This window comes from Cytobacillus sp. FSL K6-0265 (assembly GCF_038003465.1).
Taxonomy (GTDB): domain Bacteria; phylum Bacillota; class Bacilli; order Bacillales; family Cytobacillaceae; genus Cytobacillus; species Cytobacillus stercorigallinarum.
The window spans coordinates 4,151,069-4,175,209 of record NZ_JBBOPE010000001.1 but is presented as its reverse complement, the minus strand read 5'-3'; the positions used below and the strand labels follow the sequence as shown (position 1 = coordinate 4,175,209).

Below are 24,141 nucleotides of genomic sequence, written 5' to 3'. Positions count from 1 at the left end.
CTTTTTTCTTGATTTGGACAATAAGAAAGGGGAGTGAATTTGCTGCAATCAGGAATTGCTAGGCATTTCCATGGAGATTCTTTCACTAGGATAGAACCTAAAACAGACTAATGGATCATTAGTCTGCTTCAGGTTTATTTTATTTATTCATAGGCTTGAAAAACAGCAAACAGTTTCTCGTCCACTATTTCCATTCAACCGTTCCACCACTTACACGCTTCACGCCGCGAATAGAAGCTACATCTTCAACAAGTTGTAAACATGCTAAGTTTTTTGCCTTCGCTTCAATCATTAAATCAACATCTTGACCTACTTCGCGAATGATCGTTAGCAATGGTTTTACAAACTGGAAATCCACATAGTCAGCATGGGATCGATAGGCTTTATCTGATTTAGGCGAAGATAGATGGATTTTAGGTCGCATACCCATAGGGCTCCATGTTTGAAACACGCGTGGTAATAATTCTATTAAAGGACTGTCCACGAGATTTGCCATATGGTGATGATAATCAAAAATCATTGGCACCTTTTCTTCTTCACATACAGCTAGTGTTTCCTCGGCATTATAGGTTTTATCATCGTTTTCTAACGTCATTCTCGCTTTAATATGTGCAGGCAAAGTTTTAAGATTTTTCTCGAAACGTTTTAATGAGGTTATCTTATCACCATAAGCACCGCCTATATGTATATTGATAATAGCAGTTTCACTTAAACCCATCGCTTCAAGCATGTCATAATGATATTGCATGTCAATAACGGCATTTTCGGTGACTTCCTGCCTAGGAGAAGTGAATAAAGTAAACTGATTAGGGTGGAAGCTTACGCGTAAATGATGGTCTTTCATCAGTTTACCTAATTCATACCATTCATCCTTAAAGGGCGATTGGAAGTCCCATTTCACGTCAGGATGAGTAGCAAGTGGCACGATGGAACTTGATAAGCGATATAATGGGATTTCATGAGCAATATTATAATGAACCATTCGTTTTGTGTGAGCAAGATTAAGGGCAGTAATTTCTTTAAGCTTATCTAATCTTTCATTTGCCTTTAATTGTTGATAGCGAGCGTAAGTAAGTGTTTTTGCAGGGGAGGCATCCCAAAGTGTAATCGCATGAGATACATACCCGAAACGTATTGAAATCAATAGTTATTGGCTCCTTATAAAAAGAGATCTACACAGCGTGCTAATAATTCTTTTCCTTGCCTCATCAGGTTGAAACCGGAAATATCTTGATATTGCAGCTTTTTTGCATTCCCTAAGTCCTTATGAAATACCTCACGTACTTCTTTATGAAAATGAGGCTCCTCGCTATAAAAATTTATTTCATCATTAAGAAAAAAGCTTCTTTTATCAAAATTAGCTGTTCCGACGACAGCAACTTCATCGACGATCATTGCTTTTGCATGATAAAAACCTTTTTTATACTCATACACTTCTGCTCCAGCCTTAAGTAATGGACGTAAGTAACGATGGGACGCTTCTTTGACAAGAAAGTGGTCACTCGTATACGGGATCATAATTGTTACTTTTACTCCTCTTATTAAGGCAGATAATAAATGCTGCATTACTTCTACATCGGGGATAAAATAGGGTGTACCAATTTCAATGTATTGTTCAGCATTTTCAATCAGTGTGACATATTCCTCTTTTAAAAATGCGCCATCAGTCACTTTAAACTGATGTTGTACATTGCCTTTTGCCATATCTTCTGGGAAATACTTTGCAGTTTTACTTACTAATTGATTGCTAGCATCTGCCCAATCTTGTAGGAAAACATTTTGTAAAGTATGTGTACCTTCTCCAGTTATTTTTAAATGATAATCGCGCCATGGTGTCAGTTTACGGTCAAGGTTTATATACTCAGGGCCTACATTAAATCCACCTAAATATCCTACTTTTCCATCAATTACAGAAATTTTCCTATGATTTCTTGCTTGTACGTTGTAAAATAGAAAGGGAAACGTAGGTGTATGGGCAAAGGATAGTTGAATGCCATGAGAACGTAACTCTTTTTTGAGTTTAAAATTCAGAATAATCGGTAAACTACCAACCCAATCTAATAGGAGGCGCACCTCGACACCTTCATTCGCTTTTTGTTTTAAGATAGTTAAAAAGTCCTGTCCTATTCCTTCGTCTTTAACAATATAAAAGAGAATATGGATATGATGTTTTGCTTTTTTTAATTCCGTAAAATAATCATCAAATAATGAAGGTCCGTCCGCAAAAAGGACAAAGTCAGCGAAAGCGGGGGAGGGATTCATTCGGTTGACTGTTTTTAAATGTTTTTTTCGACCAAGGGCATAATCGACCCAAAGAAGAAAAATAAATACGATAGCAATCAGCACGATGACCGCAACAGAAAGAAGGATTGTCAAGTTGATCATCTCCCAAAACAGTATGTTTAAATAGTATCTCCATAGAGACCTATTCTATTATCGCTTTTATTGCCTGAAGAAAAAAGGATAAAATAAATAAAAAATAGTTGACTGAATGCTCATTCATTATATAATGGAACTATGATTTAAATTCAGAAAATTTTAATACGATAAAATTTTCTCTTTACATTGAATAATCTTCCTATACACATGGATTAGATGAGAAAGGAGTAGAGCAAACGTGAATGCATTATTATGGGTTAATCTTATTGCGACCATTCTTGTAATCGCTTACGCACTTAGTTTGTTTGCTTATTTACTCAAGACCAGATATGAGTACATTAAGCTTGGAAAGAAGACAGCATTTGACAACAATGTCAAAGAGCGTATGAACAAAATTTGGGTCAATGTATTTGGACAAAAGAAGCTTTTAAAGGATAAAAAAAGTGGCGCCATCCACGTCATGTTCTTCTATGGCTTTATTTTAGTCCAGTTTGGTGCAATCGATTTTATTATCAAAGGCATTTCGCCTGGATCACATCTTCCATTAGGTCCGTTGTATCCAGGATTCACTTTTTTCCAAGAAATCGTTACTTTAATGATTTTGGTTGCCGTCATCTGGGCATTTCACAGAAGATATGTTGAAAAGCTCGTACGTCTAAAAAGAGGCTTTAAATCAGGGATTGTCTTAATTTTTATTGGCGGCTTGATGTTATCTGTTTTATTAGGAAATGGCATGTCGATGATTTGGCATGGGCATGATCCTGTATGGACCGAGCCGGTCGCTTCGCTTTTCGCCATCGCCTTATCATGGATTGGTGAAACAGCTTCTATAGTCGTCTTTTATGTTTCTTGGTGGATTCACTTATTATTCCTACTCGCTTTCCTAGTCTATATTCCACAATCGAAGCATGCTCATTTGATTGCTGGACCAGTAAACGTATATTTCAATAGATTAGATAACCCAGGAAAGTTAAAGCCAATCGATTTTGAAGATGAATCACAAGAGACATTTGGTGTTGGACATATTGAGGAGTTTTCGCAATTACAAATGATCGACTTTTATGCTTGTGTGGAGTGTGGTCGTTGTACAAATATGTGTCCGGCAACAGGAACAGGTAAAATGTTGTCTCCGATGGATCTCATCATTAAGTTGCGTGATCATTTAACATTCCATGGGGCTGCTGTGACTAGAAAACAACCATGGGTACCGACATTTGCCTTTTCTAATACGAAGGGGAATCAAATTGCTTTAGCGGCTGGGGCAGAAGGTGCTGAAGAGGCGGCAGCGAGCCTCGCTTATAGTCCGAGTTTGATTGGAGAAGTCATTACAGAAGAAGAAATTTGGGCATGTACAACTTGCCGTAATTGTGAAGACCAATGCCCAGTTATGAACGAACATGTAGATAAAATCATTGACTTACGCCGATATCTTGTTCTAACAGAAGGTAAAATGGATGCCGATGCACAACGTGCGATGACGAATATTGAACGTCAAGGAAATCCATGGGGGCTAAACAGGAAAGAGCGCGAAGATTGGAGAAGCCTTCGTGAAGATGTACATGTGCCTACAGTGAAAGAAATGAAAAAAGCAGATGAATCTTATGAGTATCTGTTCTGGGTAGGAGCAATGGGTTCTTATGATAACCGTAGTCAGAAAATTGCCCTTTCCTTTGCTCGTCTTTTGAATGAGGCAGGAGTTAAATTCGCCATCCTTGGCAATAAAGAAAAGAACTCTGGTGATACACCAAGACGTCTAGGGAATGAGTTTTTATTCCAAGAGTTAGCAACAAAGAATATCGAAGAGTTTGAGAAAAATGAAGTGAAGAAAATCGTAACAATCGATCCACATGCTTATAATATCTTTAAAAATGAATATCCAGACTTTGGGCTTAAGGCCGAGGTTTACCACCATACGGAAGTATTAGCGAAATTGGTGAAGGACGGTGTGTTAAAACCACAATATGCCGTAGAAGAAACGATTACTTTCCATGATTCCTGCTATCTAGGACGCTATAACGAAGTATATGATCCGCCTCGTGAAATTTTAAAATCGATTTCAGGTGTGAAACTGATTGAGATGGAAAGAAACCGAGAAAAGGGAATGTGCTGCGGCGCTGGCGGTGGATTAATGTGGATGGAAGAAGAAACAGGCAACCGTGTGAATGTTTCACGTACAGAACAAGCATTAGCAGTCAATCCAACAGTAATTAGTTCAGGGTGCCCATATTGCTTAACAATGTTATCAGATGGAACAAAAGCAAAAGAAGTAGAAGAAAATGTACAAACATATGATGTAGCTGAGCTGTTAGAAAAAGCCGTTATCGGTGAACAAACACTCGCTTCATAAAATAAGGAGAGAGGAATTAGAACGTATAAAAATTCAGTAAAAATAAATTTTATGAATTTTTAGGATATTGTTTTAATTCTTCTCTCTTTTCGTGTAAAATAAAGTAAATAAAGCGCTTTCATGATATTCTTAGAAATTCTTCTTTTTTCTATGGACAGTCTTTGAGCGAGCGTTCAGTCAATATCGTTTGAGTTGAAAGAAAATTACGTGAATAAGAGATAAATAGGAATGGAGTGAAAAATTTTGAGTAAAACAGTCATTATTGCAGGGGCAAGAACCCCTTTTGGTAAGTTTGCTGGTGGACTTAGTTCTCTCACTGCTTCAGATCTAGGTGGCATCGTTGTAAAAGAAGCGCTAAAACGAGCGAATGTTGCAGGGGAAGATGTGGGCGAAGTGATCTTAGGCTCAGTTTTACAAGGAGGGCAAGGACAACTCCCGTCAAGACAAGCAGCGCGAAAAGCTGATTTACCTTGGGAAGTGAAAACGGAGACAATCAATAAGGTTTGTGCATCAGGAATGAGAAGTGTGACCTTAGCAGATCAAATTTTGCGACTAGGTGAAGAAGAAATCATTGTTGCCGGTGGGATGGAGTCGATGAGTAATGCTCCTTATCTTCTGCCAAAAGCTAGATGGGGATTAAGAATGGGCGATGGCAAAGTACAGGATTTAATGACATATGACGGTTTAACTTGTAGCTTCTCTGGTGTGCATATGGGCACTTACGGGAATGAAACAGCTGAAGCCTTCGATATTAGTAGAGAAGAACAGGATAGATGGGCATTGAGGAGTCACCAACGTGCAACAGAAGCGATTAAATCAGGCAAATTGGCTGAAGAAATTGTACCTGTAGAAATCCCGCAAAGAAAAGGTGATAGCATTGTCGTTTCTGAAGATGAAGCGCCTAGAAAAGATACTTCTTTAGAAAAATTAGCTAAACTTGGATCTGCGTTTGGTCCAGGTGGAAGTATTACTGCAGGAAATGCCCCTGGTGTAAATGACGGTGCAGCTGCCCTTGTACTAATGAGCGCAGAAAAGGCAGAGCGTGAAGGAAAAGAGATAGGGGCTGTTATTCTCGGCCATACAGCCATTGCAGTAGAAGCAAAGGACTTCCCGCAAACGCCTGGCTTAGTCATTAATGAGTTATTAAAAAAGACAGGTAAAAACTTGGATGATATTGATTTATTTGAAATAAATGAAGCCTTTGCCGCAGTCGCCTTAACGAGTGGCAGAATTGCCAAATTAGATGAAGAGAAGGTAAATGTGAATGGCGGTGCGGTTGCCCTCGGTCACCCGATTGGTGCAAGTGGTGCAAGGATTATTTTAACACTCATGCATGAATTACAGCGTAGAGGTGGCGGTATTGGTATAGCTGCGATTTGTTCAGGTGGGGGTCAAGGTGACGCAGTAATGATAGAAGTGGCAAAACAATAATTTCCTGGAGGGAGTAAATAAATGAGTATCAATACAGTAATGGTGATCGGTGCAGGACAAATGGGTTCCGGAATCGCGCAAGTTTGTGCGCAAGCGGGATTCACTGTTTATTTAAATGATTTAAAGCAGGAATTTTTAGACCGTGGGCTAAGTGTGATTAAAAAGAATTTAACTAGACAAGTTGATAAAGGGAGAATGCAAGCAGAAGAAATGGAGAATGTCCTTGCTAATTTCATCCCTTCAACGTCATTAGAAGATGCGAAACAGGTTGATTTAGTGATAGAAGCAGCTGTTGAAAATATGGAAGTGAAGACAAAGATATTTAACCAACTAGATGAAATCACGCCAGCACATACGATATTAGCATCCAATACATCCTCTTTACCAATTACGGAAATTGCCGCAGCGACTAAACGTCCCGAGAAAGTGATTGGTATGCATTTTATGAACCCTGTACCTGTCATGAAACTAGTCGAAATTATCCGTGGTTTAGCCACAACAGACGAAGTGTATCAAGCAATTGAGGACATGACAAAACAATTAAACAAGGTGCCAGTGGAAGTAGAAGACTTTCCAGGGTTTGTTTCTAACCGCATTCTCATGCCGATGATTAACGAGGCAGTCTATACGTTATATGAAGGGGTTGCAACGAAAGAAGCAATTGATGATGTCATGAAGCTCGGTATGAACCATCCAATGGGACCGTTGACCTTAGCAGATTTTATCGGTTTAGATACTTGTCTCTATATTATGGAAATTTTACACGAAGGCTTCGGTGATGATAAATATCGCCCATGTCCTTTACTTAGAAAGTATGTAAAGGCTGGATGGCTAGGTAAGAAAACGGGTAAAGGGTTTTACGAATACGCTTAATGGTTTAGTAAGTTAAATAATTAGTGGAAGTGTATGGAAAATTCGTTTTGAACCTTGCTTAGACACTTACAATTGACGACATCGGGGGTTAATTATTATGCATTTAAAGTTTACTGAAGAGCAAGAAATGATGAGAAAAATGGTGAGGGATTTTGCTCAAGCCGAGATAGCTCCATTTGTGGAAAGGATGGAAGCTGGCGAGTTTCCGCGGGAAGTCTTGAGGAAAATGGGGGAACTTGGATTAATGGGGATTCCCATTCCAGAAAAATACGGCGGCTCTGGGATGGATTTTATGTCCTATATTATTGCGATTAATGAAATCTCTAAAGTAAGTGCAACAGTTGGCGTGATTTTATCTGTCCATACATCTGTAGGTACGAATCCAATTGTTTATTTCGGTACAGAAACACAAAAACAAAAGTATGTTCCTAAGTTAGCTAGTGGAGAATATTTGGGTGCATTTTGTTTAACTGAACCAAGCGCGGGTTCTGATGCAGGAAGCTTAAAGTCAAAAGCGGTGAAAAAAGGTGATCAATACATCATCAACGGCTCTAAAGTATTTATTACAAACGGAGGAGAAGCGGATGTCTATATTGTCTTTGCTTCCACAGATCCAGCTTTAGGGACAAAAGGAATATCAGCTTTTATTGTTGACAAAGATACACCTGGTCTCGTCATCGGGAAAGATGAACATAAAATGGGACTTCATGGTTCGAGAACTTTACAGCTTAGCTTTGAAGATATGGCGGTACCTGCGGAAAACCTTTTAGGTGAAGAAGGTGAAGGCTTTAAGATTGCCATGTCAAATTTAGATGTGGGGAGAATTGGCATTGCCGCCCAAGCCCTGGGAATTTCAGAAGCGTCCCTTGAGGCAGCCACTCGTTATGCTAAGGAAAGAGTCCAATTCGGTAAGCCGATTGCAACTCAGCAAGGTATTGGCTTTAAGTTAGCAGATATGGCAACGGCAGTTGAAGGTGCAAGACTACTAATCTATCGTGCTGCTTATATGAGGCAAAACGGTCAAAAATGTGGAAAAGAAGCTTCAATGGCTAAATTATTCGCTTCTAAAACAGCGGTTGAAGTCACAACGGATGCGATTCAAGTATTTGGTGGATATGGTTATACAGAAGATTATCCTGTAGAAAGGTATTTCCGTGATGCAAAGATAACGGAAATCTACGAAGGAACAAGTGAAATTCAAAAGCTAGTAATCAGTAAACAACTTTAACAACTTATCTTGGAGGAATAATCATGAATTTTCAATTAAGTGAAGAACATGAAATGATTAGAAAAATGGTAAGAGATTTTGCTGAAAACGAAGTGGCGCCGACTGCTGCTAGTCGTGATGAAGAGGAACGCTTTGACCGCAATATTTTTAATAAAATGGCCGAACTTGGATTAACAGGCATTCCTTGGCCAGAGGAATACGGTGGTATTGGGAGTGACTACTTAGCATACTGTATAGCGGTGGAAGAACTGTCACGCGTCTGTGCATCTACTGGAGTGACTATCTCAGCACATACTTCTCTAGCAGGGTGGCCTATTTATAAATTTGGTTCAGAGGAACAAAAACAAAAATATTTAAAGCCGATGGCACAAGGTGAAAAAATAGGTGCTTATGGTCTAACGGAACCAGGTAGTGGATCTGATGCTGGTGGTATGAAAACAACTGCGAGATTAGAGGGCAACCATTACATTCTTAATGGCTCAAAAATTTTCATCACAAATGGTGGAGAAGCAGAAATCTATGTTGTATTTGCTTTAACTGACCCTTCAAATAAACATAAAGGAACAACGGCCTTTATTGTCGAGTCTAATTATGAAGGATTCTCTGTCGGCAAAAAAGAGAAAAAGTTAGGTATTCGTTCTTCTCCTACAACTGAAATCATTTTCGAAGAGTGCAAAGTACCAGTTGAAAATGTGCTCGGTGAAGTCGGTGAGGGCTTTAAAATTGCTATGATGACATTAGATGGGGGTCGTAATGGTATTGCTGCCCAAGCTGTCGGAATTGCTCAAGGTGCGTTAGATGCGGCAACTGCTTATGCGAAAGAGCGTGTCCAATTCGGCAAACCGATTGCGACACAGCAAGGAATTGGTTTTAAGTTAGCAGATATGGCAACAAGTGTAGAAGCAGCTAGACTATTAACCTATCAAGCAGCATGGTTGGAATCTGCTGGATTACCTTATGGAAAAGAATCAGCTATGTCTAAACTATTTGCTGGCGATGCAGCGATGAAGGTGACAACGGAAGCTGTGCAAGTATTTGGGGGTTATGGTTATACAAAGGATTATCCTGTCGAGCGTTATATGAGAGACGCAAAGATCACTCAAATTTATGAGGGTACTCAAGAAATTCAAAGATTAGTCATTTCAAGAATGATTACGAAATAACAGATCAAGCAATGGGGCTGTGATGATGTTTTTGACACGTATTCAGATCGCTGCCCCGCTTTAAATGATTCTTCTCTTAGATCCATTAAGTAAAGAGAGGTGTATACAGTCATCAACATGGATGGAGGGTATAAAAGGACGGTAGATAATAATGTCAAAAAGAGAAGTGCAGGCCTCTGTCAAAGATGAAAAGCTTGTAAAAAAAAGAAGAGATCAAATGATCAAAGGCGCGGTAAACCTATTCATTGAAAAAGGGTTCCACCGAACGACAACAAGAGAGATTGCGAAAGCTTCTGGATTTAGTATTGGTACATTATATGAATATATCGGTACAAAAGAAGACGTACTATACCTTGTCTGTGACAGTATTTATGATAAGGTTCGAGAGCATCTACAAAAGGGACTAGACACAAAAAAAGGAACGATTGATAGCCTGAGACAAGGGATAGCAGACTATTTCCGAGTCGTTGATGGCATGCAGGATGAAGTGCTAGTGATGTATCAGGAAGTAAAGTCTTTATCGAAAGACGCGCTACCTTATGTCTTAGAAAAGGAAATTGAAATGGTGGCAATGTTTGAGAAAGTAATAGATCTTTGCATAGAAAATGGAGAGCTTTCATTACCTGCGACAAAGGTTAAAATGATCGCTCATAATATTTTTGTCCAAGGACAAATGTGGGCGTTTAGACGTTGGTCATTACAAAGAATGTTTACGATAGAGGAATATATTGAGCTACAAACAGATTTGCTTTTTCAAGCAATACATGCAGAGAAACGATGATAGGTCACGCATAAAGATAACTGAAAATAAAATATTTTCTCAACTAAGATCACCTTCATCTAAAGAAAGAACAGCGAAGGTTAATGCTGTATGAAGAGGAGGATTTATCCATGAGTACGATAGAGGTTTATAAACCAAAGAATCATGTCCGATTTGTAACCGCTTCAAGTTTGTTTGATGGTCATGATGCATCTATTAATATCATGAGGCGTATTATTCAAGCGAGCGGGGCAGAGGTCATTCATCTTGGCCATAATCGGTCAGTTGAAGAGGTTGTGAATGCTGCCATACAAGAGGATGTCCAAGGGATTGCGATGTCATCCTATCAAGGAGGCCATGTTGAATATTTCAAGTATATGTATGACCTCTTACAAGAAAAGGGAGCCCCTCATATTCGGATCTATGGTGGTGGCGGAGGCGTTATTATCCCACGTGAAATCAGAGAGTTGCACGAATATGGCATAGCGAGAATTTTTTCACCGGAAGACGGCAGAAAGAATGGCTTGCAAGGGATGATCAATCAGATGCTAGAAGAGTGTGATTTTCCTACGTTTACCCAACAAGATGATCACTTAGTTAAGAAGCTTCAAGAAGGAAATGTGAATGCGATAGCAAGATTAATTACAATCGCTGAACATCACATTAGTTTAGAGAAAGAACTTGCAGTAACACTGGACCCTGTAATGGATAAAGTAAAGAAACTAGAGAAACAAGTTCCGGTCGTCGGTATCACTGGAACAGGGGGAGCGGGTAAAAGTTCATTAACGGATGAACTAATTAGAAGGTTTATCCATGATATCCCGGATAAGAAAGTGGCTATTCTTTCTGTTGATCCGACCAAACAAAAAACAGGTGGGGCATTACTCGGTGATCGGATAAGAATGAATGCGATTTTCCATCCGAGAGTCTATATGAGAAGCCTCGCAACAAGAAAAGCGAGAAGTGAATTATCACTGGCTATTAAGGATGCGATTTCAGTAGTAAAAGCTGCTGGTTTTGATTTAGTCATTGTCGAAACAAGTGGTATCGGTCAAGGGGATGCAGGTATCACGGATATTTGTGATGTCTCTATGTATGTGATGACTAGTGAATTTGGCGCTCCTTCACAGTTAGAAAAGATTGATATGATTGATTATGCGAATCTAATTGTGATCAATAAATTTGAACGTAAAGGGTCGGAGGATGCGAAAAGACAAGTACAAAAGCAATATCAGCGCAGTCACATGTTATTTGAAAAAGAACTTGATGACATGCCTGTATACGGTACGATTGCTAGTCAATTTAATGACCCGGGCACGAATGCCGTTTTTGCTAATCTCATTGAAATCATCAATAAGCAAGCGGGTCTAGATTGGATCACCACTTACGAGAAAACGGCTGATGTAGAAAAACAAAATGTCATCATTCCAAACGATCAACGTTACTATTTAAGGGAAGTTTCTGATACGGTACGCACCTATCATAAAAAAGCCGAAGAGCAAGCGGATTTAGCGAGAAAGCTTTTTCAATTAGAGGGTGCAATGACCATGTTATCTCAAGAAAAAGATACAAGTGCGCTTGATGCCCTGCAAATGTTAAAAGATAAGACATATGAACAATTAACGAAGGAATCTAAGAAAATATTAGATGGTTGGGAACAGTTAAAAGAGCAATACAAAGGCGATAAGTTTGTCACAAAAATAAGGGATAAAGAAATCGTTACAATCTTGCGAACGAAAAGCTTATCTGGCTTAGATATCCCGAAAGTGGCTCTACCGAGTTATAAAGATTACGGAGAAATTATTAAGTGGGTTTATAAAGAAAATGTACCAGGTTCCTTCCCTTATACAGCTGGTGTCTTCCCTTTTAAACGAGAAGGAGAAGACCCGAAGAGACAATTTGCAGGTGAAGGTACACCGGAAAGAACGAACCGTCGTTTTCATTACTTATCAAAAGATGACGATGCGAAACGATTAAGTACGGCTTTTGATTCCGTTACTTTATACGGAGAAGATCCTGATTATCGCCCAGATATATATGGAAAAGTAGGAGAGAGTGGCGTAAGTATTTGCACGCTTGATGATATGAAGAAGCTTTATGCAGGTTTTGATCTTTGTCATCCAACCACTTCTGTTTCTATGACAATAAATGGTCCGGCACCTATCATCCTAGCGATGTTTATGAACACAGCCATTTCTCAGCAAGTTGAAAAGAAAGAAAAAGAACTAGGTAGAGGGCTCACAGTTGAAGAGTTTGAAGAAGTAAAAGCTTTCACTTTACAAACCGTACGTGGAACTGTTCAGGCTGATATTTTAAAAGAAGACCAAGGCCAGAATACTTGTATATTCTCCACTGAGTTTGCCTTAAGAATGATGGGAGATATTCAACAATATTTTATAGATCAAAAAGTCCGAAATTATTATTCTGTTTCCATCTCTGGCTATCATATTGCCGAGGCGGGAGCAAACCCTATCTCCCAATTGGCATTTACTTTAGCCAATGGTTTTACTTATGTAGAATATTATTTAAGTAGAGGGATGAATATCAATGACTTTGCCCCAAACCTGTCATTTTTCTTTTCGAACGGTTTAGACCCAGAATATACGGTTCTCGGTCGTGTTGCACGACGTATATGGGCGACAGTAATGCGGGATAAATATGGTGCAAATGAAAGAAGTCAAAAATTAAAATACCATATTCAAACATCTGGTCGTTCTTTACATGCACAAGAAATAGATTTTAATGATATTCGTACAACGCTGCAAGCATTAATGGCACTCCAAGATAATTGTAATTCTCTTCATACCAATGCATATGATGAAGCGATCACAACACCGACAGAAGAATCAGTTAGACGAGCGATGGCGATTCAAATGATTATTACAAAAGAACATGGTTTGTCTAAAAATGAAAATCCTTTACAAGGTGCTTTCATTATTGATGAATTAACGGATATAGTCGAAGAGCAAGTATTGGTTGAATTTGAGCGAATGAATGATCGCGGTGGCGTACTAGGTGCGATGGAGACTCAATATCAGCGCGGTAAAATTCAAGATGAATCAATGTATTATGAAATGAGAAAACATACCGGAGAGCTACCGATTATTGGTGTCAATACGTATATCAATCCGAATCCACCAGCAGATGATGCCGTTGATAGTATGGAAATTGCCAGGGCATCTAAAGAAGAAAAAGAAACACAAATACGTAATCTGCAACAGTTCCAAGAAAGAAATCAAGCAGTTGCTACAGAAGCACTGCAACGGTTAAAAAAGGTTGCAGTAAGCGGTGGCAATATTTTTGCCGAACTAATGGAAACAGTTAACGTAGCAAGTTTAGGACAGATAACAAATGCATTATATGAAGTGGGCGGACAATACAGGCGGAATATGTAGAGTAGCCATAACTGAATAATAACCCGGACCATCTACAATTTTACAAGGTGCGTTCGGGTTTTTAACCGTCTTTAGAAAGGCTTTTTTATTCGTTGACTTTTCCGGATTGATAAAATTGGGTACAATGGAGTAAAGTGGTCGTGCAATCAAACAAAATTTCTTGAGTAAATAAGATATACAATTGCTAACCATCATCATATAATAGTATCGGTATGGATTTTGTTTTTTAAGGTGGGTGCGAGTGTGAAGCAAATTATGATTGTTTTTGCATTCATAGTGTTTATCATATGTGCACGATATCTTTATTCAATACAACTAGGGGCCATCCCCTTCTTTTTGTTGTCTGTCTTTTTTACTTTTTTAGCGATAAGATTGTATCAAAAGGAGAGACAACTCGAAGGTCAATGTAAAAAGTAGGAAAACTTATCGTTAAAGGTAGCATAAACACTAGTAATTTGTTTATAATGAAGAATATGCGTTTTTTTCTTTTAAGAAGGCACCGCTGCTTGTAACCTAGAGATTGGACGAGTATGTTTAGGTTGTCTTTTTTATTTTTAGCGTTATACTATTAGGCACGAAATATTTGATTACATGATGCTAATACATAGCTTGATATAGGGAAAGGAAGTGCTGGTCTTGAGTTTAAAAGGATACTCAAAAGAGCAATTAAAAGAAATGGCATTAATCGAAGTGGCTCAAGAATTACTAAATGAAAGAAAAGAGCCGATGGCGTTTGCTGACATTGTGAGTGAATTAAAAAACCTTTTGGATCTTAGTGAAAAAGAATTCCAAGAGAAGATTGCCCAGTTCTATACAGATTTAAATATCGAAGGACATTTTATTGGTCTTGGTGACAATCGTTGGGGACTGCGTGCATGGTACCCTGTAGAACAGTATGAAGAGGAAGTTGTTACAGTTATTAAGCCGAAGAAGAAAAAGGCGAAAAAAGCTGTAATAGATGATGAAGAGGAAGATTTTGAAGAAGAAGACATCGATTACGATGACTTAGAGGATTATGATGATCTAGATGAAGACGATGATGTGGATGATCTTCTTGATGATGATGATGACGATGAAGATATCGAAGAAGATTTTGACGAAGACGATGATCTAATTGATGATTTAGAAGATGATGATTTAGATGAAGAGGAAGAAGATGACGACAGAAAATAATAGCCTTGACTTTTTTCCTGTAGCCTTGTAGAATCATTTTTGGGCTCCTTTAAAAAGGAACGATCATAAATTGATACGCTAAAAGCGCTCCCTTACTTAATTAAAGTAAGCGGGGCGCTTTTTATTTTTTTGAGTAAGGCTTGATAGTTGAGCATGTACTTGCTTCTACCAAGTTTTTCAAATAAAAGGTCGTGCATGGGACAATTTTTTTACGAAAGATAAGATTCATCTTTTTAAACAAAGGATAAATGCACAAGCTATGAATAGTTAAGGGGGAATCATTCATGACAAAATATATTTTTGTTACAGGCGGCGTTGTTTCGTCATTAGGTAAAGGAATCGTTGCAGCATCTTTAGGACGATTGTTAAAAAATAGAGGACTTAGCGTAACGATACAAAAGTTTGACCCATATATCAATGTGGACCCAGGTACAATGAGTCCTTATCAACACGGTGAAGTTTATGTAACGGGAGATGGCGCAGAAACGGATTTAGACTTAGGTCACTATGAGCGTTTCGTAGACATAAACTTAACTAAATACAGCAGTGTAACAACTGGGAAAATTTACTCAACTGTTCTACGTAAAGAGCGTCGTGGAGATTATAATGGAGGTACAGTTCAAGTAATCCCTCATGTTACAAATGAAATTAAAGATAAAGTTTTCCGCGCGGGACATGAAACGAATGCAGATGTCGTTATTACTGAAATCGGCGGGACTGTTGGTGATATCGAATCATTACCATTCCTAGAAGCGATTCGCCAAATTAAGAGTGATATCGGCCGAGACAATGTTATGTATATTCATTGTACATTGGTGCCATATATTAAAGCGGCTGGAGAAATGAAAACAAAGCCGACACAACATAGTGTAAAAGAATTAAGAAGCTTAGGTATTCAACCAAATGTTGTCGTTGTCCGTACAGAAATGCCTATCTCTCAAGAAATGAAAGACAAGCTTGCACTATTCTGTGATATTGATAAAGAAGCAGTTATTGAATGTAGAGACGCTGAGACACTTTACACGATTCCATTAGCTTTACAAGAACAAGGCTTAGACAAACGTGTATGCCAAGAAATGAAATTAGATTGTGCAGAAGCAGATATGACTGAGTGGAAACAACTTGTAGATAAAGTGCTTCACTTAACGAAGAAAACAAAAATTGCTCTAGTAGGTAAATACGTTGCTCTTCAAGATGCTTATATTTCTGTTGTTGAAGCATTAAAACATGCAGGTTATGCACATGATGCGGATATCGATGTAAAATGGATTAATGCAGAGCATGTCACGAAAGAAAATGTTGCTGAACTCTTAGCAGATGTTGACGGTGTTCTTGTACCAGGTGGCTTTGGAGATCGTGGGATTGAAGGAAAAATTTTAGCAACCCAATATGCTCGTGAAAACAATAAGCCATTTTTAGGTATTTGCCTAGGTATGCAACTGGCTACTGTTGAATTTGCTCGTAACGTTCTAGGATTAGATGGTGCGCACTCAGCAGAGATCAACCCTGAAACGAACCACCCAATCATTGACCTTTTACCTGAACAAAAAGATGTTGAAGATTTAGGTGGTACACTACGTTTAGGCTTACAAGCATGTAAACTAGAAGAAGGTACAACTGCTTATGAAGCATACCAAGATGAAGTCGTTTACGAACGTCATCGTCACCGTTATGAATTTAATAATCACTACCGTCAAGAAATGGAAGAAAAGGGTCTTGTTTTCTCTGGTACAAGCCCAGATGGTCGACTAGTAGAAATCATTGAATTGAAAGATCACCCATGGTTCGTGGCATCTCAATTCCATCCAGAATTCACATCTAGACCAACACGTCCACAACCACTTTTCCGTGACTTTGTTGGTGCTACAATCAATATTAATGAATAAACCATTGTTAGGAGGAGATTTTCGGATCTCTTCCTTTTTTTGTTGGTCAGTAGGCGCGTTATTTAAAAGAAAAACTGGAAATGGAAGCTGTAAAAGGAATTTGCGCATGCATCATGAGTAAACCAGTCAAAATTGACCAAGCAAAAACAATTTGCACGCCCATTCAAAAAGAACCGAAATGAAAACACAGCATGAGCGTTGGTAAGTTATTTGGACAAAGAGAAGAAACACATACACTCCATGAATCATTCGTACAAACTAATACCATCAGCTTGTCAAAATCCCTTTGCAAACTTTATCACGCACTAAAATCCCACGACTACTTCATTTACATATAAAAAAAGCAAGGAACCCGTCAAAACGGAACTCCTTGCCTCACATTAATACACATATTAATAATCTGCTAATATCTCATCTAACGTAAACTTAATTCCCTGATAGATAAATAATGCACCTATTGCAGATGGATAACCCACTCGTTCTCCAGTTTCATTTGGAACTAACCCTTGCTTGAGTTGTAAGTCGAAATGTACATCGGAATAGGATGCTAGTTGTTCCGTTTGATCAGATGGAAGGGCGCTTATTGTGGCAAATGGAATGAATTGATTACTCAAATGTTGTGCTAATAAGAGTGCTTCCTTGTCATCACTCTCTCTAGTGATAATGAGAAAACGGTCACTAGCTGAGATATCGTCAAATGGTGTAGAAGAATCCCAAACCTTTGCATTTGCCAATTTGTCTACTCCTTCAGTCGCTTCGATACCGACAGCTTGCATCTCCTGTTTTCCGTATATATATATGTGGCCATCACCTACACTCGCTTGAGCCAAAATACGAGCGGCATCTTCTATTGATTCTTCATGACTGTCTTGCCACTTTTTAAATAAACCGAATAATTGTGTAGAAAAAATCTTTAACATTAATAATTCCTCCTGTACTTCTCCCAATATTATCATTATATTGAAATAAGACGAAATCACAAAATAATCAGGCCTCTTACTTCTGTGTTTTAGGTTCTATAGTATTTGAAGAGAGAGCGATCAACTTGTCGAAATATAGCAATAAACACACGAAGACTCATCATTAGTTATTTTCCTAGTAAATGCAGGAAAAAAACACTTAGGGTCGAATTTAGAAACATTAAGTATTCCTGATTAAACGGAAATGAGGTGTATGTATGAAAGGAAAAATATTGATTGTTGATGATCAGTTTGGTATAAGAATTCTATTAAATGAAGTTTTACAGAAAGAGGGCTATGAAACATACCAAGCTGCAAACGGTATTCAAGCCCTTGATATTGTAGCGAAGCATGACCCAGACTTAGTTTTATTAGATATGAAAATTCCAGGTATGGATGGGATTGAAATTCTAAAGAGAATGAGAGAAGGGCATCATGATATAAGAGTCATTATTATGACTGCTTATGGAGAATTAGATATGATTCAAGAAGCAAAAGATTTAGGTGCCTTAACGCATTTTGCTAAACCATTCGACATAGATGACATTCGGGCGGCTGTTAAGAAATATTTACCTGTACCTAAATAAGGTTATACCATTATGCCTTTTTTAATTAATAGTACATCTTATTTGCGAAAAGTTGTAACCTAATCATAGATTTTCTCTGCACATTTTGGTATGATACAATTGGAATTTATATGTTCATTTCATTTTTTCCGTTTGGTGGAGAGCTATTAGGGTACATAAACATGTAGCGGGAAGGAAATCCTTTAAAAGGAATGACTGAAGTGAATAAGACAAGGAGGATTTTTACATATGCCTTTAGTTTCTATGACTGAAATGTTGAAAAAAGCAAATGCAGAGGGCTATGCAGTTGGTCAATTCAACTTAAATAATTTAGAGTTTACACAAGCTATTTTACAAGCAGCTGAGGAAGAAAAATCACCAGTAATTCTTGGTGTTTCTGAAGGTGCAGGTCGTTATATGGGTGGATTTAAAACGGTTGTTAAAATGGTAGAAGGTCTGATGGAAGACTATAATATCACTGTTCCAGTAGCCATTCACCTTGATCATGGTTCAAGTTATGATAAATGTAAAGAAGCAATCGATGCAGGATTTACTTCTGTTATGATTGACGCTTCTCACGATCCATTTGAACAAAATATCGAAATCACTTCTAAAGTAGTAGAGTATGCGCACGCAAAAGGCGTATCTGTTGAGGCTGAGCTTGGCACTGTTGGTGGTCAAGAAGATGATGTCGTTGCAGATGGCGTTATTTATGCAGATGCAAAAGAATGTGAAGAATTAGTTCAGAGAACAGGAATTGATTGCTTAGCACCTGCTCTTGGGTCTGTTCATGGACCATACAAAGGCGAACCTAACTTAGGTTTTACAGAAATGGAAGAAATCCGTGGCTTAACAGGTGTACCACTTGTTCTGCATGGTGGAACAGGTATCCCAACGAAAGATATCCAAAGAGCGATTTCTTTAGGAACAGCAAAAATTAACGTAAATACAGAAAACCAAATTGCATCTGCAAAAAAAGTACGTGAAGTCCTTGCTGCAGATGAAAAAATGTACGATCCACGTAAATATTTAGGACCTGCTCGTGAAGCAATTAAAGCAACAGTAGTTGGCAAAATTCGCGAATTTGGTTCTGCTCACAAGGCATAAAATAGAAAAGAAGCCGTTGTTCATTCAACGGTTTCTTAAACTTATATAAAGCTACTTCTCAATTCGATTCCTCTTGACTCTCGGAAAACTCTTTAGTCAACAATTTCCATCGGTGTATGATTCAATGATGCGAATGTTTCCTTAAAAGTTTACATATTCATAACAATTCGAAACAACAACTACTTTTCCAATTGTTTTGGTGTAAAATAGGAGAAGAAGATGCATCTAAATGCCTATCATATGTGAGCTTTTTAAAAATTGTTAGACATGTTAACATAAAGATGCTTATTTTTTCAATAGATAGACAACAATGGTAATGTAGATAACACCTGTGTTTTTTTAAAAAATGCGGGTTTGTTTTATGACTGATAGAGCAAAAATGATTCCACATAGGACAAGCTTATTCTTATAGAGCAACCTCTAATAAGGGGTTTGCGTTAACGGCTTAGAAGGGAGTTCAAAATGGAAAAGCTTATGATTGCAGGCGGATACCCATTAAAAGGAACAGTGAGAATTAGCGGCGCGAAGAATAGTGCTGTTGCCTTAATTCCAGCAACAATACTAGCAGATTCGCCTGTAACAATAGAAGGTTTACCAGATATTTCGGATGTGCAAATTTTAAAAGGGTTACTAGAGGAAATCGGTGGTGAAGTGACATTTGCTGATGGAGATATGCAGGTCGATCCTTCGGCAATGATCTCGATGCCTATGCCTAACGGAAAGGTCAAAAAGCTTCGTGCTTCTTATTATTTAATGGGGGCAATGCTCGGACGTTTTAATAAAGCAGTTATTGGACTTCCGGGTGGTTGTCATTTAGGGCCGAGACCGATTGATCAGCATATTAAGGGGTTTGAGGCACTCGGCGCAAGTGTAACAAATGAACAAGGCGCGATTTATTTACGTGCAGACGAACTAAGAGGTGCACGTATTTATCTAGATGTCGTCAGCGTTGGTGCAACCATTAATATTATGCTCGCTGCTGTGAAGGCAAAGGGTCGTACGGTTATTGAAAATGCCGCTAAAGAACCTGAAATTATTGATGTTGCTACATTGCTTAATAATATGGGCGCAAAAATAAAAGGTGCGGGTACTGATGTCATCCGTATTGATGGTGTAGACCAGCTCCATGGATGCCAGCATACAATTATTCCTGATCGTATTGAAGCGGGGACTTATATGGTGCTTGCTGCTGCTTCTGGAGAGGGCGTTTTAATTGATAATGTGATTCCCCATCATCTTGAATCATTAACGGCTAAGCTAAGAGAGATGGGCGTACAAATTGAAGCGGGTGATGATCAAATATTTGTCGGTCCCGCTGAAAAAATGAAGGCAGTAGATATTAAGACACTTGTATATCCTGGCTTCCCAACTGATCTCCAGCAACCATTAACGGCATTGTTAACGAATGCAGAAGGAACAAGCATGGTAACGGATACGATATATGGTGCTAGATTTAAGCATATTGATGAATTGAGAAGAATGAATGCCAATATTAAAGTAGAAGGTCGTTCGGCTATTATTAACGGTCCTATGAAGCTGCAAGGTGCCAAAGTAAAGGCAAGTGATTTACGTGCAGGAGCGGCGTTAGTCATCGCAGGTCTTATGGCTGAAGGTGTAACAGAGGTTACTGGCGTTGATCATATTGATAGAGGTTATAGCCATTTAGTTGAAAAACTTAATGGTTTAGGAGCAACGATTTGGAGAGAAAAGCTAACTGATCAAGAAATTGAACAAATGAATAATGCTTAATGATGAATGAACAATGGTATAAATGTACATCTAGATTCCGCATCGATTTCAGTACATACTGAGACGAAGTGAATATTGGGGAGGAAGTAAAAATGGAAAGAAGTTTATCAATGGAGTTGGTTCGTGTTACTGAAGGTGCAGCACTAGCATCTGCTCGTTGGATGGGCCGTGGATTAAAAGATGAAGCAGATGGTGCAGCAACTGAAGCAATGAGAGATATCTTTAATACAGTTCCTATGCAGGGCAGAGTAGTGATTGGTGAAGGTGAAATGGATGAAGCACCAATGCTATATATTGGCGAAGAGCTTGGCACAGGTTCTGGCCCTCAAGTTGATATTGCAGTCGATCCTGTAGAAGGTACAAGTATTGTTGCCTCTGGTGGTTGGAATGCGCTTGCGGTTCTAGCAGTGGCAGATAGAGGGAACTTACTAAATGCACCAGATATGTATATGGATAAAATTGCTGTTGGACCTGAAGCGGTTGGAAAAATCGACATCAATGCCCCAGTGATTGATAACTTGAGAGCTGTTGCGAAAGCAAAAAACAAGGATATTGAAGACGTTGTTGCAACTGTACTTAATCGTGAACGCCATCAACATATTATTGAGCAATTGCGTGATGCTGGTGCTAGAATTAAGCTAATCAATGAAGGTGATGTAGCAGGAGCCATTAATACGGCATTCGATCATACTGGTGTTGATATTTTATTCGGAGCAGGTGGTGCTCCTGAAGGTGTTGTAGCAGCTGTAGCATTGAAATGCCTTGGTGGTGAATTGCAAGGAAAACTACTTCCTCAAAACGATGCGGAACTAGAAAGATGTATTAAAATGGGGTTAGATGTTAACAAAGTATTATTGATGGAAGACCTTGTAAAAGGTGATGACGCAATCTTTGCTGCGACAGGTATTACTGATGGAGAACTTTTAAAAGGTGTTCAATTTAAAGGATCTTACGGTTCGACTTCTTCTGTCGTTATGCGTGCTAAATCAGGTACAGTAAGGTTTATTGATGGTCGTCATAGCTTGAAGAAAAAACCTAATCTTGTAATTAAATAATTGATGATAGACCTAAGAAGTGCATACTTGCACTTCTTAGGTTAAATAAAAAATAGAAAGAATCCTTCCAAATAACCTACTATAAAATATAGTTGCCTAACATAGAGGTTAGGGGTAAAATAAAAGATATTTTCAAAGGAAGACCAATCATTCCTCTATTACGAAAGTTGAGTTGCCTAATTCAAACTCTTCGTTTACTTCAGGAAGCCTCAAACATACTTTCCTTTCCAACCATATTCGAATATATAATGAATCTTTTTTTAAAAGCATATGGGGGAAATAATCGAAAAATCTAAAGAGTGGTGTAGAAATGGGACTAAATATTTCAAGTCTAGAGAATATGAAATTGAAAGAACTTTATGAACATGCAAGAGAGTATAAAGTTTCTTATTATAGTAAATTATCAAAGAAAGAACTTATTTTTGCGATATTAAAAGCGAGAGCGGAACAAGAAGGATACTTCTTTATGGAAGGTGTTCTAGAAATCATTCAATCAGAAGGTTTCGGTTTCTTAAGACCGATTAACTATTCGCCGAGTTCAGAGGATATTTATATTTCTGCATCGCAAATTCGTCGCTTTGATTTAAGAAATGGTGACAAAGTTTCTGGTAAAGTTCGTCCGCCGAAAGAAAATGAACGTTATTTTGGTTTGCTTCAAGTGGAAGCGGTTAACGGAGATGATCCAGAGACATCAAAGGAACGTGTTCATTTTCCAGGTTTAACGCCGCTATATCCTGATCGTCATATGAATTTAGAGACAAAAACAAGACATATTTCCACCAGAATTATGGACTTAATTTCCCCAGTTGGTTTTGGACAACGTGGCTTAATTGTCGCTCCCCCAAAAGCAGGGAAAACCATGTTGTTAAAAGAGATTGCCAACAGTATTACAACGAATCATCCTGAAGCAGAGCTTATCGTGTTACTTATTGATGAAAGACCGGAAGAAGTAACGGATATTGAACGTTCTGTTGCTGGTGATGTTGTTAGTTCAACATTTGACGAAGTACCGGAAAATCATATTAAAGTGGCAGAGCTTGTGTTAGAACGAGCGATGCGCCTAGTTGAGCATAAGCGCGATGTTGTCATCTTAATGGATAGTATTACACGATTAGCGAGAGCTTATAACTTGGTCATTCCTCCAAGTGGACGTACGTTATCAGGTGGTATTGATCCAGCTGCATTCCACCGTCCGAAAAGATTTTTCGGTGCCGCAAGAAATATCGAGGAAGGTGGAAGCTTAACCATCTTAGCTACTGCCCTTGTTGATACGGGATCACGTATGGATGATGTGATTTATGAAGAGTTTAAAGGTACAGGGAATATGGAATTACATCTTGACCGTTCGCTTGCAGAAAGACGAATTTTCCCTGCGATTGATATTAGAAGATCGGGTACTCGTAAGGAAGAATTGTTGATTCCTAAGGATCATCTTGATAAACTATGGGCAATCCGTAAATCAATGACTGATTCTCCTGATTTTGCGGAAAAACTAATGAGGAAATTAAAGCAAACGAAATCAAATGAGGATTTCTTTGCCTTATTGAGTGAAGAGATGAAAGCGAAGCGCTCTCATTAGGATTGGAATCAAATGGTAAAGTTCATTTGTAATCGATCATTGCAAATTAAGCTCGACCTTGTTATAATGATTCCAGTGCGTTTTTAAGATTACGGTGAATCCGTAACTATATAACTCTGTTTCAGAATGATTCAGGGCGGAAGGAGATGAAAAGAATGAAAGCAGGTATTCATCCTAACTATAAAACAGCAATGGTGAAATGTGCATGCGGTAACGAATTCGAAACGGGTTCTGTACAAGAAGAAATCCGTGTAGAAACTTGCTCAGAGTGCCACCCATTCTATACTGGACGTCAAAAATTCGCTGAAGCTGGCGGACGTGTTGACCGTTTCAATAAAAAATATGGCATCAAACAGAAGTAATTTAAATAACAATCAAAGCAGGCAAGTCATGATACTTGCCTGTTTTTTCATGAATGTCGAAAAATAGTGGTGCACTCCACCACTATTTTTCGGCATTTAACATAAGAATGTTTCTTTTGAGAGACCTTA

General features: G+C 38.4%; 18 protein-coding genes. 15 read left to right on the top strand and 3 right to left on the bottom strand.

Annotated elements, in window-relative coordinates; translation table 11 throughout:
* Positions 1-184: 184 nt before the first annotated feature.
* Together uvsE and cls are read right to left on the bottom strand one after the other, a co-directional pair.
* Positions 185-1,141 carry a UV DNA damage repair endonuclease UvsE gene (gene uvsE / locus MHH73_RS21095; RefSeq protein WP_341069866.1) on the bottom strand — a complete coding sequence of 319 codons (957 nt, stop codon included), beginning with the start codon at positions 1,139-1,141 and terminating at the stop codon, positions 185-187.
* A gap of 17 nt (positions 1,142-1,158) precedes the next feature.
* A complete protein-coding gene (gene cls / locus MHH73_RS21090) occupies positions 1,159-2,376 on the bottom strand; it encodes a cardiolipin synthase (RefSeq protein WP_341069273.1) in 1,218 nt (405 codons plus the stop codon).
* Between the two features lie 241 nt (positions 2,377-2,617).
* Between cls and MHH73_RS21085 the strand changes: the two genes are divergently transcribed.
* The 9 genes from MHH73_RS21085 (at position 2,618) to MHH73_RS21045 (ending at position 16,635) form a co-directional block, all read left to right on the top strand.
* Positions 2,618-4,726, top strand: a complete 2,109-nt coding sequence (locus MHH73_RS21085; RefSeq protein ID WP_191816286.1) for a heterodisulfide reductase-related iron-sulfur binding cluster — start codon at positions 2,618-2,620, stop codon at positions 4,724-4,726.
* Positions 4,727-4,969: 243 nt separating this feature from the next.
* Positions 4,970-6,157, top strand: coding sequence for an acetyl-CoA C-acetyltransferase (locus MHH73_RS21080; protein WP_191816284.1), 1,188 nt, complete (start codon positions 4,970-4,972; stop codon positions 6,155-6,157).
* A gap of 21 nt (positions 6,158-6,178) precedes the next feature.
* Complete coding sequence (locus tag MHH73_RS21075) at positions 6,179-7,030, top strand: 3-hydroxybutyryl-CoA dehydrogenase (RefSeq protein WP_341069267.1); 852 nt, start codon at positions 6,179-6,181, stop codon at positions 7,028-7,030.
* A 97-nt stretch (positions 7,031-7,127) separates the two neighbouring features.
* A complete protein-coding gene (locus tag MHH73_RS21070) occupies positions 7,128-8,258 on the top strand; it encodes an acyl-CoA dehydrogenase (protein WP_341069264.1) in 1,131 nt (376 codons plus the stop codon).
* Between the two features lie 23 nt (positions 8,259-8,281).
* A complete protein-coding gene (locus MHH73_RS21065) occupies positions 8,282-9,421 on the top strand; it encodes an acyl-CoA dehydrogenase (RefSeq protein WP_341069261.1) in 1,140 nt (379 codons plus the stop codon).
* A 151-nt stretch (positions 9,422-9,572) separates the two neighbouring features.
* Entirely contained in the window at positions 9,573-10,202 is a 630-nt protein-coding gene (locus MHH73_RS21060) for a TetR/AcrR family transcriptional regulator (protein ID WP_191816276.1), read from the top strand.
* 110 nt (positions 10,203-10,312) lie between these two features.
* Complete coding sequence (gene icmF, locus MHH73_RS21055; RefSeq protein WP_341069256.1) at positions 10,313-13,576, top strand: fused isobutyryl-CoA mutase/GTPase IcmF; 3,264 nt, start codon at positions 10,313-10,315, stop codon at positions 13,574-13,576.
* Between the two features lie 636 nt (positions 13,577-14,212).
* Positions 14,213-14,749 (top strand): DNA-directed RNA polymerase subunit delta, encoded by a 537-nt coding sequence (rpoE, locus tag MHH73_RS21050; protein ID WP_191816272.1) that lies wholly within the window; start codon positions 14,213-14,215, stop codon positions 14,747-14,749.
* Positions 14,750-15,033: 284 nt separating this feature from the next.
* Positions 15,034-16,635: a CTP synthase gene (locus MHH73_RS21045; protein WP_341069253.1), complete on the top strand. Its 1,602-nt coding sequence runs from the start codon at positions 15,034-15,036 to the stop codon at positions 16,633-16,635.
* 392 nt (positions 16,636-17,027) lie between these two features.
* Here MHH73_RS21045 and MHH73_RS21040 read toward each other — a convergent pair whose 3' ends face one another.
* Positions 17,028-17,555 (bottom strand): DUF2529 domain-containing protein, encoded by a 528-nt coding sequence (locus MHH73_RS21040; RefSeq protein WP_191816268.1) that lies wholly within the window; start codon positions 17,553-17,555, stop codon positions 17,028-17,030.
* Between the two features lie 257 nt (positions 17,556-17,812).
* Between MHH73_RS21040 and MHH73_RS21035 the strand changes: the two genes are divergently transcribed.
* The 6 genes from MHH73_RS21035 to rpmE all read left to right on the top strand — a co-directional run bounded on the left by MHH73_RS21035 (position 17,813) and on the right by rpmE (position 24,012).
* Positions 17,813-18,181, top strand: a complete 369-nt coding sequence (locus MHH73_RS21035; RefSeq protein WP_095371562.1) for a response regulator — start codon at positions 17,813-17,815, stop codon at positions 18,179-18,181.
* A gap of 228 nt (positions 18,182-18,409) precedes the next feature.
* Positions 18,410-19,267 (top strand): class II fructose-bisphosphate aldolase, encoded by an 858-nt coding sequence (locus MHH73_RS21030; RefSeq protein ID WP_191816266.1) that lies wholly within the window; start codon positions 18,410-18,412, stop codon positions 19,265-19,267.
* Positions 19,268-19,729: 462 nt separating this feature from the next.
* Positions 19,730-21,016 carry a UDP-N-acetylglucosamine 1-carboxyvinyltransferase gene (locus tag MHH73_RS21025; protein ID WP_095371564.1) on the top strand — a complete coding sequence of 429 codons (1,287 nt, stop codon included), beginning with the start codon at positions 19,730-19,732 and terminating at the stop codon, positions 21,014-21,016.
* Between the two features lie 92 nt (positions 21,017-21,108).
* Positions 21,109-22,071, top strand: coding sequence for a class II fructose-bisphosphatase (gene glpX, locus MHH73_RS21020; protein ID WP_191816264.1), 963 nt, complete (start codon positions 21,109-21,111; stop codon positions 22,069-22,071).
* A gap of 310 nt (positions 22,072-22,381) precedes the next feature.
* Positions 22,382-23,650, top strand: coding sequence for a transcription termination factor Rho (gene rho / locus MHH73_RS21015; protein WP_095371566.1), 1,269 nt, complete (start codon positions 22,382-22,384; stop codon positions 23,648-23,650).
* A 155-nt stretch (positions 23,651-23,805) separates the two neighbouring features.
* Positions 23,806-24,012 carry a 50S ribosomal protein L31 gene (rpmE, locus tag MHH73_RS21010; RefSeq protein WP_095371567.1) on the top strand — a complete coding sequence of 69 codons (207 nt, stop codon included), beginning with the start codon at positions 23,806-23,808 and terminating at the stop codon, positions 24,010-24,012.
* Positions 24,013-24,141 lie beyond the last annotated feature (129 nt).